Here is a 14,921-nt window from a genome sequence, read left to right as displayed (position 1 = left end):
TCAGGCCCCGGCCGCCAGGTCGGCCGCCTCCTCCCGGGCCGCCTGCGGGCGGCCCGGCGCGCGTCCGCTCCAGGCCATTTCAACGCGGTCTCGTCCCAGCTCCTTGGCCTTGTACAAGGCCAGGTCGGCGCGGGCCAGGATGCCATCGGCGGTATCGCCCGGCTGGAAAGTGGCCACGCCGCCGCTGGCGGTCATGCGCAATTCCTGTCCCTGCAGATACATCGGCGAATCGCGCAGGGCATCGCATACCCGTTGCGCCTGCACCAGCGCGCGGGCGGCGTCACAGTCGTACATCAGCAGCACGAACTCCTCCCCGCCCAGGCGGCCAAAGCGGTCGCTGGCGCGCACGGCCTTGGGCACCACCTGCGCGAAGTGGCGCAGCGCCATGTCGCCGGTGGCGTGGCCGTGTCGGTCGTTGATCGACTTGAAATGGTCGATGTCCAGCACCAGCACCGCCAGCCGGCCCTGGCTACGCGCGCAGCGTCGCAGTTCGTGCTCCAGCTCGTCCAGGATGCTGCGGCGCGAATGGGCGCCTGTCAGGCTGTCGAAGGTCAGCGCGGCCTGCATCTGTTCGGACAGGGATGTCTGGATCAACAGCAGCAGCGCCAGGAACAGGGCCGGCACCGTCACCGAGCCACAGACGATGAAGAACAGGCCCCATGGCGCCGGGTCCAGCAACGACGAAGTCTGCACCCAGCCGCCGCCGTAGACCCCGACCCGTAACAGGTGCAGCGCGATCAGGCTGAACAGCGACAGCAGCACATAGAGCATTACCCCCGGCGTCTGAATGCGCTTGCGCTCGCGATACGCCACGGCGGCGGTGGCCGCCATCAGCACGGCCGTGTAGGCGGAGAACAGCGTCATGCGGCCGACCAGGTTGTCAACGCCGTACAGCATCAGCGCCATGGCCGCAATGCCGATCACGGTCAACGCGGCCGCGCGCACGGCGTGCGGCCGCAGGCCGAAGAACTGCCGCACGCCCACGTACACCGCGCTCACGGCGGCCAGCCAGGCAGCGTTGGACACCATCACATAGGCGCCCGGCGGCATGATCTCGGACGAGGCATAGGCCAGCAGCGACAACACCGCCAGCGCGTTGGCCGCGGTGAACGCCTGGATGCCCGGCACGCCGCCGCGCGTGTGAAACGGCAGCAGCAAGGGCAGCGCCAGGGCCGTCGCCAGGCCCCACACCAGAAAGAATAATGAAGTCGTCATGTTGTTGCCGGCTCGCGCCCTCGTGGGGCCGTCGCCGTCGCGTGGAACATCTGTTGCACCGGATGCAGAGTCGGGGACACGTTACAGACCTGCACTTTTGACGTTTTTTGTTACCTGCATGGCGGACTCGCCGGCCATTTCCGTCGCGCGCAAAACGTTCCGAACCGGGGCATCCCCAATACCGGCCATATCGCCACGACGGTTGTGCGATATGCAACAAAGAATACGCCAAGCCCCGGGCGCATAACCCTTCCTTTGCACTAATTGACAGTTGGATGCGCCAAAAACCCATAAAGTTCGGCCTGTTGCCGGCGCCGCCAGAAGCGCCGCAACCACGCCCCACGGGCGTGGCGCGTACTAGCCATGCACTCCCTCGTGCGAGTGCGAAGGTCCCCGCAGCGGGCGCCGCGCAGTCACTACCCAACGCTCTCCCCTTCGCCGCCGGCGCGTTCACACGCCCGCGCAGCGCCTTCGGCAACGCGACGCCCGCGCGTCCGGCCGGCGGAGCCATGAGCGCCCTCGTTGCAACTGCGGAAGTTCTTACAGATGCTGAAAAGAAAAACGCCCTCCAGGGGCATGGCGCAGCGCCCTCTGACGCACGCCTTCTCGGGAGCCCCGCGACGGCGGGCAGCTGGCGCCAGACTGCAGGCACTGACGGCCTGCGCCCTGCTTGCCCCGGCGCTGGCGCTGGCCGCCCCGGGCGCCGACTACGACGCGCTGATCGCCCGCGCCCGCGCCGGCGACTACGAACCGGCCCTGGCCATGCTGCGCCAGCAAGGGCCGGCGGCCGGCCGCCAGGCGGTGTACGACCACATCGTCATCGCCGGCTGGGCCGGCCGGCCCGCCGAAGCCGCGGCCGCGTACGAAACCCTGCCGGCGGCCAGCGCCCCGCCCGCCGACATCCAGCTGGCCGTGGCGCGCGCCTACCGCGACCTGCGCCGCTGGCCCGAAGCGCTGGCGGCGTATCGCGCCGGCCTGCGCCGCCATCCGGGCCAATCCGCGTTCGCGGCCGGCGAAATCATGACGCTTGCCGACGCCGGCCAGACCGAAGCCGCCCGGCGCGCCGGCCAGGACTGGGTGGCGCGCGCGCCGCGCAACGTCGACGCGCGCCTGGCCCTCGGCTATGTCCACGCGCGCCTGGGCCAGCCCTACGAGGCGCTGCACCAGGCCGACAAGGCGCTCGCCATCGCGCCGGGCACGCCCTACGTGCTGCGCGAATACATTGACGCGCTAGGCCGCGCCCGCCTGGCGCAGCCCGCGCTGGAACTGGCGCGGCAGCACCCGGACCTGTTCGACGCCAGGCAACTGCGGCGCCTGGAAGGCGACGCCCTGGCCCAGCAGGTGCGCCTGGCGTCCATGCCCACGCGCGGCGAGGCCGAGCGCTTTGTCATCGCCGACCGCGCGCTGGCGCGCTACGACGAACTGATCCCCGCCTGGCAGGCCCTGGGGGATGCGGCCCGCGACGACGCGCGGCGCGCCCGCATCGACCGCCTGCACGCGCTGCACGCGCGGGCGCGCATGACCGACGTGGTACGGGAGTACGAAGCGCTGCGGGCCGAAGGCGTGGCCGTGCCGCGCTACGCACTCAACGACGTGGCCTCGGCCTACCTCTACCTGCGCCAGCCCGAAAAGGCGCGCGACCTCTATCGCCAGGTCGGGGCGGATGACGCCTTCCGCAATGATGACGCGCAGGACCGCCTCAGCACCGAAACTGGCCTGTACTACGCGCTGGCCGAGGCCGAGCAATTCGACCAGACCGGCGCCGTCACCGACGCCATCGGCTCGGGCTACGCGCCCTGGCTGTATTACAAGGGCCAGGCCACCCGCAACCCCAACGACCTCAAGCTGGAAAGCGAGCAGACCGTGGCCGCGGCGCGCCTGCAGGCCGACGACACCGTGGCCGCCGAGCAGCGGCTGGCCGGCATGGTCGCCAACGCGCCCAACAACTCCACCCTGCGCGCCGACCTGGCGTCCGTATACCGGCGGCGCGACCAGCCGCGCGCTTCCGAACGCGAGCTGAAGCTGGCCGAAACGCTGGCGCCGCGCGCGCTGTCGGTGGAAAACGGCCAGGGCTTCACCGCCCTGGACCTGCAGGAATGGCGCCAGGCCGAGGCCCTGTCCGCCGACACCCTGGAACGCGCCCCCGAGAACCTGACCAGCCGCCGCCTGGCGCGCGAATGGGAAGTCCACAACAAGGCCGAGCTGCGCATCAGCGGCTACCGCGGCCTGGCCTCGGACAGCCCGGTCAACGGCAATGGCGACTTCGGCATCGACGCGGTGCTGTATTCCCCGCCCATCGACTACAACTGGCGCGCCTTTGGCGGCGGCGGCTACGCCACCGGCGACTTCGAGGAAGGACGCGGCAACTACCGCTGGCTGCGCACCGGCGTCGAATGGCGCGGCCGCGACCTGACGGTCGAAGGCGAAGTCTCGACCCACAGCTACGGCCACGGCATCAAACCGGGCCTGCGCCTGTCGGCCGCCTATGACATCGACGATCACTGGCAGGTGGGCGGCTCGGGCGAGCTGCTGTCGCGCGAGACCCCGCTGCGGGCCTTGACCAACGACATCACCGCCAACCGCCTGACCGGCTTCGTGCGCTGGCGCGCCAACGAGCGGCGCGAATGGACCCTGTCGCTGTCGCCGTCGCGCTTTTCCGACGGCAACCAGCGCTGGGAACTGGGGCTGGACGGGCGCGAGCGCGTCTACACCGCGCCGCACCTGAAGGCCGACCTGACGCTGGACCTGTCGACCCAGCGCAACAGCCGCGACGGCGCGCCCTACTACAACCCGCGCTCGGACCTGATGGCGCTGCCCGGCGCGCGCCTGACCCACACGCTGTACCGCCGCTACGAAACCGCCTGGGAACAGATCGGCACCGTCGGCGCCGGCAGCTACACCCAGCAGGGCTACGGCACCGGCGGCGTCATCGCCCTGGGCTATGGCCAGCGCTACCGCGCCAACGACGTGCTGGACATGGGCGCGATGGTCACCGGCATCAGCCGCCCGTACGACGGCCAGCGCGAGCGCGAACTGCGCATCGTGTTCGACCTTGCCTACCGCTTCTGAGACCGCCATGTTGCTCAAGCTACCCACCCGACTCCTGCTGGCGGCCCTGCTGCTGCTGGCCATCCTGGCGCTGACCGCCTGCGCCAAGGACATCCCGGTCTACACGCCGCCATCCGAACGGCCCGTGGCGGCCGCCGAAAAACCCTGGGCGCCCGGGAATTTCCTGGCCCTGGCGTACCACGACGTCGAAGACGACGACCCTGACCAGGGCTTTCTCAGCGTGCGCACCGATCGCCTCGTCGACCAACTGGCCTGGCTGCGCGAGAACGGCTACCAGGCCGTTTCGGTCGACCAGATCCTGGCCGCGCGCCAGGGCGGCAAGCCGCTGCCCGAGCGCGCCGTGCTGCTGTCGTTCGATGACGGCTACCGCAGCTTCTACACCCGCGTGCTGCCGATCCTGAAGGCCTACCGCTGGCCGGCGCTGCTGGCGCCGGTGGGCACCTGGATGGACACCCCGGCCGACAAGCGCGTCGACTTCGGCGGCAGCCCCGAGCCGCGCCAGCGCTTCCTGAACTGGGACGAAGTGCGCGCCATCTCGCAATCCGGGCTGGTCGAGATCGCCGCCCACACCGACGCCTCGCACTACGGCGCGCTGGCCAACCCGCAGGGCAACACCGAGCCGGCCGCCGCGATCCGCGCCTACGACGCCAAGACCGGCCGCTATGAGACCGAGGCGCAATTCGAGGCCCGCATGGGCGGCGACGTGCGCGCCATCAGCCGCAAGATCGAACAGGTCACCGGCAAAAAGCCGCGCGTCTGGGTCTGGCCCTACGGCGCCGAGGGCGGCAGCACGCTGCGCATCGCCGCGGAAAACGGCTACCAGCTGGCGCTGACGCTGGAAGACGGCCCCGGCCGCCTCGGCCGCCTGATGTCCACGCCGCGCCTGCTGCTGGCCAGCGACCCGGCGCTCAGGCCGTTCGCCAACAGCGTGGTGGGCATGGAGGCCACGCCCTTCATGCGCGTGGCCCACGTGGACCTGGACTACGTCTACGACCCGGATCCGGCGCAGACCGACCGCAACCTGGGCGAGCTGGTGCAGCGCATCCTGGACATGCAGATCAACACCGTGTTCCTGCAGGCGTATTCCGACCCCACCGGCGACGGCCTGGTGCGCTCGGTGTACTTCCCCAACCGCTGGCTGCCGGTGCGCGCCGACCTGTTCAACCGCGCCGCCTGGCAGCTGCACAACCGCGCCAACGTCATGGTGTACGCCTGGATGCCGGTGCTGGCCTACGACCTGGACGCCTCGATCCCGCGCGTCACGCGCTGGCAGCCCGGCCAGGCCGAGGCGCGGCCCGATCCGGACCAGTACCGCCGCCTGTCGCCGTTCGACGCCACCGCGCGCGCCCGCATCGGCGACCTGTACGAGGACCTGGCGCGCCACGCCATCTTCGACGGCATCCTGTTCCACGACGACGCCGTGCTGTCCGACTTCGAGGACGCCAGCCCCGGCGCGCTGGCGGCCTACCGCGCCGCCGGCCTGCCCGGCGACATCGGCCAGCTGCGCGCCGACCCGGAGACGCTGCAACGCTGGACGCGCTTCAAGAGCCGCGCCCTCGTGGACTTCACCGCCGAGCTGACCGACCGCGTGCGCGCCGTGCGCGGCCCGCAGATCAAGACCGCCCGCAACATCTTCGCCATGCCGATCCTGGAGCCGCAATCGGAGACCTGGTTCGCGCAGAACCTGGACGACTTCCTGGGCGCCTACGACTGGACCGCGCCCATGGCCATGCCGCTGATGGAGAACGTGCCCAAAGGCCAGGAAAACGCCTGGCTCGACAGGCTGGTCGACGCCGTGGCGCGGCGCCCCGGCGCGCTCGACCGGACCGTGTTCGAGCTGCAGGCGCGCGACTGGCGCAGCGGCCCCGGCCGTCCCGAGGCCACGCCCGTCGACACCGCGGTATTGGCCGGCTGGATGCAACGCCTGCAACTGCGCGGCGCGCGCAGCTTCGGCTACTACCCCGACGATTTCTCGCAAGACCAGCCCCGGTTGCAAGGCATCCGGCCCGCCATCTCCGAAGCCTGGTATCCCCTCCGATGATCGACCGTCTGATTGCCCTGATTATCCTGCTGGCGGTGCTGGGCGCGCCGTTCGGCTTCACCATGATGCTGACCGGCCAGGCGCTGCTGGGCTTCGTCTTCTTCTACCCGCTGTTCATGTCCGGCATGTGGATGGCCGGCGGCCTGTACTTCTGGTGGCATTGGGAACGGCGCTGGCAGTGGGGGCCCGGATCGGCGCCGCCGGCGCTGGCCGGCGATCCGCTGGTGTCGATCCTGGTGCCCTGCTACAACGAGGCCAACAACGGCGAAGAGACCCTGCTGGCGGCGCTCAACCAGCGCTATCCGAACATCGAGGTCATCGCCATCAACGACGGCTCCAGCGACGCCACCGGGCCGATGCTGGACCGTCTGGCCGAACAGCATCCGCGCCTGCGCGTGGTGCACCTGGCGCAGAACCAGGGCAAGGCCATGGCGCTGCGCATGGGCGCGCTGGCCGCGCGCAGCGAATACCTGGTCTGCATCGACGGCGACGCGGTGCTCGATCCGGACGCCGCCGCCTACCTGGTGGCGCCGCTGATCGACAACCCGCGCGTGGGCGCGGTCACCGGCAACCCGCGCATCCGCACCCGCTCGACCCTGATCGGCCGTGTCCAGGTGGGCGAGTTCTCCTCCATCATCGGCCTGATCAAGCGCACCCAGCGCATCTACGGCCAGGTCTTCACCGTCTCTGGCGTGGTGGCCGCTTTCCGGCGCGCCGCGCTCGACCGGGTCGGTTACTGGAGCCTGGACATGATCACCGAAGACATCGACATCAGCTGGAAGCTGCAGCGCGACCACTGGTCGATCTTCTACGAACCGCGCGGCCTGTGCTGGATCCTGATGCCCGAGACGCTGCGCGGCATCTGGAAGCAGCGCCTGCGCTGGGCCCAGGGCGGCGCCGAAGTATTCCTGAAGAACCTGCGCTCGATCTGGAACTGGCGCCACCGCCGCCTGTGGCCGCTGATGCTGGAGTTCTGCCTGTCAACCGCCTGGGCCTTCGCCTTCGGCGTCTCGGTGCTGCTGTGGCTCATCAGCCAGGTCGTGACGCTGCCCAACAACATGCACATCGCCAGCCTGATGCCGCCCGCCTTCACCGGCATGATGCTGGCGGTGGTGTGCCTGCTGCAGTTCGCCATCAGCATCCTGATCGACCGCCGCTACGAGCCGGGCCTGTGGCGCGCGCTCTACTGGGTCATCTGGTATCCGCTGGCCTACTGGATGGTGAGCCTGCTCACCACCCTGGTCAGTTTCCCCAAAGTCATGCTGCGCAAGCAGGCCGAGCGCGCGCGCTGGACCAGCCCCGACCGCGGCATCAAATCACCGGACGCATCATGATCATCACGACCAAACGCTCGCGCGCGGGCTATCTGTTCGACCTGCTGCTGACCGCGGTCGGCTGGTTCGCCTTCGTCTACCTGTTCGGCGCCGGCATCGTCGCCATCCTGCGCGGCGCGGCCAGCGGGCCGCAGGCGCCGCTCTGGCCGACCTTCCTGCCCACGCTGCAGACGCTCGGCAGCTACGCCGTGCTGGCGCTGCTGAATGCGGCGGTGCTGGTGTTGTGGGCGGCCTACAACCACCTGCGCTTCGGCGGCAAGGACCGGCGCCAGCCCATCGCGCCGCTGGACGATCACCGGCTGGCGCTGAGCTTCGCGGTCACGCCGCGCCAACTTGCCCAATTGCGCGCCGCGCGCGTCGCCATCATCCATCACGGCGGCGACGGCGAGATCCAGGCCATCGAGGCCGCCCGTCCGCGCCTGGCCGCCGTGCCAGCGGCCTGAGGGCGCGTCGCGACCAGACCCCGCAGGCGGCCGTCACGGGCCGTCACGCGGCGCCAGGCACCCCGCCTTCAGGCGCGCTTGCGCTCCACGTCCGGCAGCAGCACCGCCACGACGCCCAGCAGCGGCAGATAGGCGCACACCTGGTACACATAGCCGATGCTGGTGGCATCGGCCAGCTTGCCCAGCGCCGCCGCGCCCAGCCCGCCCATGCCGAAGGCAAAGCCGAAGAACAGGCCGGCGATCATGCCGACCTTGCCCGGCACCAGTTCCTGCGCATACACCACGATGGCCGAAAACGCCGACGCCAGCACCACGCCGATGATCACCACCAGCACGCCGGTCCAGAACAGGTTGGCGTGCGGCAGCAGCAGCGTGAACGGCGCCACGCCCAGGATCGACACCCAGATCACGATCTTGCGGCCGATGCGGTCGCCCACCGGCCCGCCCACCACCGTGCCCACCGCCACCGCGGCCAGGAACAGGAACAGGTAAAGCTGCGCCTCGCGCACCGACAGCGCGAACTTGTCGATCAGGTAGAAGGTGAAATAGCTGTTCAGGCTGGCCAGGTAGAAGTACTTCGAGAACACCAGCAGGCCCAGCACGCCCAGCGCGCCCAGCACCTGGTTGCGCGTCAGGCCGTGGCCGCTGCCCTCGCGCCGGGCGCGCGGCTTCAGGCGCACGCGGTTGGCGCTGTACCAGCGGCCGATGCCGGTCAGCACCACGATGCCGAACAGCGCCGCCAGCGAGAACCAGGCCACGCTGCGCTGGCCGTGCGGAATGATGAACAGCGCCGCCAGCAGCGGCCCCAGCGCCGAGCCGACGTTGCCGCCCACCTGGAACAGCGACTGCGCCAGCCCGTGGCGCCCGCCCGAGGCCATGCGCGCCACCCGCGACGACTCGGGGTGGAACACCGACGAGCCCGTGCCCACCAGCACCGCCGCCACCAGCAGCCAGCCGAACGACGGCGCCACCGACAGCAACAGCAGCCCCGCCAGCGTGAAGCCCATGCCCACCGGCAGCGAATACGGCTTGGGATTGCGGTCGGTGTAGAAGCCGATGAACGGCTGCAGCAGCGACGCGGCCAGCTGATACACCAGCGTGATCAGGCCGATCTGCGCGAACGACAGGCTGAACGAATCCTTCAGCATCGGATAGATGGCCAACAGGATCGACTGGATCATGTCGTTCATCAGGTGCGCCACGCTGATCGCGCCCAATACCGCGAACGCGGTGGAGGGATCGGCAACGGCGGGCCGCGGCGCGGGCGGCGTGGCGTCGGGGGGCAACGCGGCGGCGGAGGTCTGGGGTGGGTTCATGGCGAAAGGCGATGTCGGATGACGAAAAGCCCGGCGCGGCGCCGGACCCTGCCAGTGTAGGAAGGACGCCTCGCACCCGGCTGACAATTTTCGTCGGCAAAGTGACAAAATAGCGGTATTCCTCCATGAATCCGGCCTCCTCCCTTTGTCGGAAGTGACAACATGCCCACCCGCCCCGCGCGCCTCGATCCGGCCCGCAGCATCGACGCCCAGGACTACCAGCACCGCCCTCGCGGGGTGACGGCGATGGCCAAGGAATTCCCCGCCGGCGCCCGCACCGGCGCCCATTCTCATCCGCGCGCCCAGATCATCTACGCCATCGAGGGCGTGATGCGCGTCACCACGCCCAGCGGCTTCTGGGCGCTGCCGCCGTTGCGCGCGCTGTGGGTGCCGGCCGGCGTGCCGCACGGCGTCGACATGGTCGGCGCGGTCTCGATGCGCTCGCTCTACATCCAGGCCGACGCGGCGCGGGCGTATTGGCCGCAGTGCCAGGTAATCGAGGTCAGCGGCCTGTTGCGCGAGCTGATCCTGGCCCTGACCGCCGAGCCCATCGACTATCCGCTGGGCGGCCGCGCCGAACAGATCGCCGCGCTGATCCTGTCCGAACTGACCGCCGCGCGCGTGGTGCCCATCCAGATTCCCTGGCCGCGCGACCGCCGCCTGCAGATTGTCTGCGAGGCGATCCTGGACCGGCCCGGCCTGCAACGCGGCATCGAGGACTGGGGCAGCGAGGTCGGCGCCAGCGCGCGCACGCTGATCCGGCTGTTCCAGGCTGAACTGGGACTGAATTATCGGCAATGGGTGCAGCAGGTGCGGCTGGCCGACGCCGTCTGCCGCCTGTCGCTGGGCGAGCCGGTGGCGCGCATCGCCGCCGACCTGGGCTATCGCAGCGCCAGCGCCTTCAGCGCCATGTTCCATCGCGCCCTGGGCGCGCCGCCGCAACGCTATCTGCGGGCGCAGGCCGCATGACATCTGCAACCGGCCTTGCCGTTTGTCACGGCGCGCAATACATTTCAGCGCGCGCTTGCAGTGTGGCGCCACGCGAAACCCGCGCGGCGCGTATGCTCAAACCCGTCCCTATATCCTTTGTCCGTGGTCCGAACCGTCCCTGCGGGCAAGTTTGGTTACTGAAACCTTCCGGCGCGGTCGCCGGTCTATAGCGTTCTGCCCTAGAATCGCCTGCAATGAGCACCCCCCAGCAATCCTCCGCCAACCCGGGCGGCAAATCGGGCTTTCCCTGGAAACGACTCCTGATCAAGGCCGGCGTCGCCGTCGCCGGCCTAGGCGTCTGCGGGGCGCTGCTGGTCGGCCTGGCGCTGGCGATCGCCTGGCCCAGCCTGCCGGACCTGCACGCCATGACCGACTACCGGCCGCGGGTGCCGCTGCGCATCTATACCGCCGACAAGGTCCTGATCGGCGAATACGGCGAAGAGCACCGCAACGTGCTGCGCTTCGACGAAATCCCGCCGGTGATGCGCCAGGCGGTGCTGGCGGCCGAGGACGACCGCTTCTACCAGCACGGCGGCGTCGACTGGATGGGCATGGTGCGCGCCGTGCTCGTGAACCTCGTCAAGCAATCCAAGACCCAGGGCGGCAGCACGATCACCATGCAGGTGGCGCGCAACTTCTACCTGTCGTCCGAAAAGACCTATTCGCGCAAGTTCTACGAACTGCTGCTGACCTACAAGATTGAATCCGAGCTCACCAAGGACCAGATCCTCGAGCTCTACATGAACCAGATCTACCTGGGCCACCGCGCCTACGGCTTCGCCGCCGCCTCGCGCACCTACCTCGGCAAGCCGCTGTCCGAGGTCACGCCGGCCGAGGCCGCGATGCTGGCCGGCATTCCCAAGGCGCCTTCGCGCTTCAACCCCATCACCAACTTCCCGCGTGCCGAGATCCGCCAGCACTACGTGCTGGGCCGCATGAAGACGCTGGGCTACCTGACGCCGGAACAGACCGAAGAGGCCCTCAAGCAGCACGTGGTGATCCGCGGCGCCGACGGCGCCAGCCTGCGCGGCTTCGCCATCCACGGCGAATACCCGGCCGAACTGGCGCGCCAGCTGATGTACGGCGTGTTCCAGGAGCAGACCTACTCCAAGGGCATCGACGTCTACACCACGATCGATTCCAAGGACCAGGAAGCCGCCTACCGCGCCGTGCGCGACGGCGTGCTGGACTACACCCGCCGCGCGCCCTACCCCGGGCCGGAAGACCAGATCGAGCTGCCCGACGGCGTCGAAAAGGATGCCGCGGCATTCGACGACATCCTCGACGGCGTGCAGGACAAGACGCCCGACAGCGAAGACCTGCTCACCGCCGTGGTGCTGGCCGCCAGCCCGCAGGAAGTGACCGTGGCGCGCAGCGCGCGCGACATCATCACCATCTCCGACAAGAAGGCGCTGGCCGTGGTGGCGCGCGCCCTCAACCCCAAGGCCAGCGACAGCCAGCGCATCCAGCGCGGCTCGGTGGTCTACATCCACAAGAACGGCGACGGCTGGGAAATCATCAACATGCCGGCGCTGCAGGCGGCGCTGGTGTCGATGGTGCCGCAGGACGGCGCCATCCGCGCCATGATCGGCGGCTTCGACTACAACCGCGGCACCTTCAACCGCGTCACGCAGGCCTGGCGCCAGCCGGGCTCGAACATCAAACCGTTCGTCTACGCCGCCGCCCTGGAGCGCGGCCTGACGCCCGCCACGCAGATCTCCGACCAGCCCTTCATGCTGACCGCCGCGCAAACCGGCTCCAAGGACTGGCAGCCCAAGAACGACGGCAACCGCTACGAGCCGATGCTGACGCTGCGCCAGGGCCTGTACAAGTCCAAGAACATGGTCACCATCCGCATCCTGCAGGCCATTGGCCCGCAGTACGCGCAGGACTACCTGACCCGCTTCGGCTTCGACAAGGCGCGCTGGCCGGCGGTGCTGCCGCTGGGCCTGGGCGCCGGCGGCGCCACGCCGCTGCAGGTGGTCAACGGCTACAGCGTGTTCGCCAACGGCGGCTACCGCGTCACGCCCTACCTGATCGCCAAGGTCACCGACCGCTCGGGCAACGTGCTGATGCAGGCGCAGCCGGTGGTGGCGGGCGACGCCGCCGCGCGCGCCATCGACCCGCGCACCGCCTGGGTCATGGATGACATCCTGCGCGGCGTCACCACCAGCGGCACCGCGGCGCGCGCGCACCAGGTGCTCAAGCGCAACGACATCGGCGGCAAGACCGGCACCACCAACGAAGCGGTCGACGTCTGGTTCTCCGGCTTCACCCCCACCCTGGCCACCACGGTCTGGATGGGGTTTGACCAGCCCAAGTCGCTGGGCACCAACGAATTCGGCAGCGGCCTGGCCCTGACCACCTGGCTCGACTACATGCAGCCGGCGCTCAAGGGCGTGCCCGAGGCCAAGCCGGCGCCGCGTCCCGACGGCCTGCTGGTGGACAACGGCGAATACTATTTCAACGAATTCCCGCCGGGCCAGGCGGTGGCCTCGCTCGACCTGTCCAGCGGCGACCCGTTGACCGACTTCCTCAACAACAACCGCTCCACCGACGGCGTCGACAACTCGGTGCGGCCCCTGCCCGCGCCGGGCGCGACGCTGCCGCCGGCCACCACGCCCCAGGCCGGCGCGCCGCAGCAGACGCCCGTGCAGCAGCAGCCGGCGCCGGGCCAGCAGGCGCCGGTGGCGCAGCCGATTCCGATCCCGGCCGCGGGCAGCGGCACGCTGGGCGGCGCCTTGGGTGGCGGTTCCGGGGGCAACCCGGGCGGCGACGGCGGCAACACCCCGATCCCGCCGATCCCGGTGCCGCGCGTCGACGCCGACATCCCGGCCCGCGCCAGCGCCAGCGCCGTCAACGGCACCGGGCCGCTGGCCGCGCGGCCGCTCTAGCCCCCCGATCCGCCCGGGAAAGACCGGCTTGCCGGCGCGCGCGCGGATCAACTATGATCCGGAATAATTCGCATTCCGGATCATGGGATGCGCCGCGCCAACGCCACGCCAGTCCATCATGTCCGCGACCGGGACCTCCCCCCAGCCCATCGAAGTGCTTTACGGTGACCACCACGGCTGGCTGCGCGGCTGGTTGCGCAAGCGGCTGGGCAACGCCTTCGACGCCGCCGATCTGGCGCACGACACCTACGTCCGCATCCTGGCCTCCGGCGCCACGCCGCAGCCGGACCAGTCCCGCCGCCACCTGACCCAGATCGCCAACGGCCTGCTGATCGACCTGTATCGGCGCCGCGGCATCGAAGCCGCCTACCTCGAGGCCATCGCCGCGCTGCCGGTGGCGCTGGCGCCGTCCGAGGAAGTCCGCGCCCTGGCGGTCGAGGCCCTGATCGAAGTCGACACCATCCTGCACAAGCTGCCGCCCAAGGCCCGCATGGCGCTGCTGCTGTGCAAGCTCGACGGCCTGAGCTACCGCGAGATCGCCGAACGGCTGCACGTGTCCGTTTCCTCGGTCGAGAAGTACGTCGCGGCGGCGCTGCTGGCGTGCTACCAGGCCCTCTACGATGGCGCGCACTGACGCGGCCGCCGGCCAGGGGCCGGCGATCGATCCCGCGGTCGTGCGCCGCGCCTCGGCCTGGATGGCGCGGCTGTGGTCGGGCGAGGCCAGCGCGGCCGACCGCGCGGCCTGTGACGCCTGGCTGGCCGCCCATCCCGACCACCTGCGCGCCTGGCGCCGCCTGCAGGTCATGGACGCCAAGCTGGCCGGGGTCTCCGAGCCGGTCTCCCGCACGGTGCTGCTCGACGCCCGTCCGCAGGCCTATGCCGCGCGCCGCAAAGCGCTGCGGACACTGGGCATCGCGGCGGCCGCCACCGCCGGGGTTACCCTGCTCTGGCGCGAAAGCGGGCGCTGGGGCATGCTGACCGCCGACCACCGCAGCGCCGTCGGCGAGATCCGCGACATCACCCTGGCCGATGGCTCCCGCGTCGTGCTCGACAGCGGCTCGGCCATCGACGTGCGCTTCGACCGCCACGAGCGCCGCATCCTGCTGCTGGCCGGGGAAATCCTGGTGTCGACCGCTGTCGATGCCCAGGGCAGGCCGTTGCGCGTTCAGAGCCGGCAAGGCGTGGTGCAGGCGCTGGGCACCCGCTTCACCCTGCGCGATGCCGGTCCACAGGCGCACCTGGCGGTCTACCAGGGCGCGGTCGACGTCTATCCCGGCGCGGCCACCCAGGCGGTCCTGCGGGTGCATGAGGGCGAGCGCACGCGCTTCGACCCGCAGCGCGCCGAGCCGCCCGCCGCGGCGCGCGAGGCCGACGCCGCCTGGACGCGCGGCGTGCTGCTGGCCGAGGACATGCGGCTGGCGGACTTCACCGCGCGGCTGGCCCGCTACCGCAGCGGCTTCCTGCGCTGCGACCCGGCCGTCGCCGAGCTCCGCGTCACCGGGGTCTTCCCCCTGCGCGACACCGACCGCGCCCTGCACAACCTGACGCTGGGCGTGCCAGTCGACATCCACACGCTCAGCCGCTATTGGGTCACCGTCGGCCCCCGGGAGGCACGCTAG

At 70.3% G+C, this 14,921-nt stretch carries 10 protein-coding genes; 8 read left to right on the top strand and 2 right to left on the bottom strand.

Going from position 1 to position 14,921, the window contains the following annotated elements; all coding sequences use genetic code 11:
- Window positions 1-1,215, bottom strand: a complete 1,215-nt coding sequence (locus tag ABFG95_RS24935; protein WP_348995009.1) for a diguanylate cyclase — start codon at window positions 1,213-1,215, stop codon at window positions 1-3.
- A 576-nt stretch (window positions 1,216-1,791) separates the two neighbouring features.
- Here ABFG95_RS24935 and pgaA point away from each other — a divergent pair.
- From pgaA to pgaD, 4 genes are read left to right on the top strand one after another with little or no spacing between them, the layout of a single operon-like run.
- Window positions 1,792-4,284 carry a poly-beta-1,6 N-acetyl-D-glucosamine export porin PgaA gene (gene pgaA, locus ABFG95_RS24930; protein WP_348995008.1) on the top strand — a complete coding sequence of 831 codons (2,493 nt, stop codon included), beginning with the start codon at window positions 1,792-1,794 and terminating at the stop codon, window positions 4,282-4,284.
- A 7-nt stretch (window positions 4,285-4,291) separates the two neighbouring features.
- Window positions 4,292-6,325, top strand: coding sequence for a poly-beta-1,6-N-acetyl-D-glucosamine N-deacetylase PgaB (gene pgaB / locus ABFG95_RS24925; RefSeq protein WP_348995007.1), 2,034 nt, complete (start codon window positions 4,292-4,294; stop codon window positions 6,323-6,325).
- Window positions 6,322-7,659 carry a poly-beta-1,6-N-acetyl-D-glucosamine synthase gene (pgaC, locus tag ABFG95_RS24920; protein ID WP_348995006.1) on the top strand — a complete coding sequence of 446 codons (1,338 nt, stop codon included), beginning with the start codon at window positions 6,322-6,324 and terminating at the stop codon, window positions 7,657-7,659. Before pgaB ends, pgaC begins: the two co-directional genes overlap by 4 nt.
- On the top strand, window positions 7,656-8,102 hold the full coding sequence (gene pgaD / locus ABFG95_RS24915) for a poly-beta-1,6-N-acetyl-D-glucosamine biosynthesis protein PgaD (RefSeq protein ID WP_049074933.1): 447 nt from the start codon (window positions 7,656-7,658) through the stop codon (window positions 8,100-8,102). The genes pgaC and pgaD overlap by 4 nt, the downstream gene beginning before the upstream one ends.
- Before the next feature lie 68 nt (window positions 8,103-8,170).
- On the opposite strand, the gene ABFG95_RS24910 is transcribed toward pgaD, so the two are convergent.
- On the bottom strand, window positions 8,171-9,418 hold the full coding sequence (locus tag ABFG95_RS24910; RefSeq protein WP_049074934.1) for an MFS transporter: 1,248 nt from the start codon (window positions 9,416-9,418) through the stop codon (window positions 8,171-8,173).
- A gap of 162 nt (window positions 9,419-9,580) precedes the next feature.
- Here ABFG95_RS24910 and ABFG95_RS24905 point away from each other — a divergent pair, with 162 nt between their 5' ends.
- The 4 genes from ABFG95_RS24905 (at window position 9,581) to ABFG95_RS24890 (ending at window position 14,921) form a co-directional block, all read left to right on the top strand.
- Entirely contained in the window at window positions 9,581-10,387 is an 807-nt protein-coding gene (locus tag ABFG95_RS24905; RefSeq protein WP_348995005.1) for a helix-turn-helix transcriptional regulator, read from the top strand.
- A 215-nt stretch (window positions 10,388-10,602) separates the two neighbouring features.
- Entirely contained in the window at window positions 10,603-13,302 is a 2,700-nt protein-coding gene (locus tag ABFG95_RS24900) for a PBP1A family penicillin-binding protein (protein ID WP_336731093.1), read from the top strand.
- Window positions 13,303-13,420: 118 nt separating this feature from the next.
- Window positions 13,421-13,936 (top strand): sigma-70 family RNA polymerase sigma factor, encoded by a 516-nt coding sequence (locus ABFG95_RS24895; protein ID WP_049074942.1) that lies wholly within the window; start codon window positions 13,421-13,423, stop codon window positions 13,934-13,936.
- Window positions 13,923-14,921: a FecR domain-containing protein gene (locus tag ABFG95_RS24890; RefSeq protein WP_348995004.1), complete on the top strand. Its 999-nt coding sequence runs from the start codon at window positions 13,923-13,925 to the stop codon at window positions 14,919-14,921. The genes ABFG95_RS24895 and ABFG95_RS24890 overlap by 14 nt, the downstream gene beginning before the upstream one ends.

Origin of the sequence: Achromobacter sp. HNDS-1 (assembly GCF_040084795.1) — a bacterium.
Taxonomy (GTDB): Bacteria; Pseudomonadota; Gammaproteobacteria; order Burkholderiales; family Burkholderiaceae_B; genus Achromobacter; species Achromobacter ruhlandii.
This window is presented reverse-complemented; position numbering and strand designations above follow the sequence as displayed.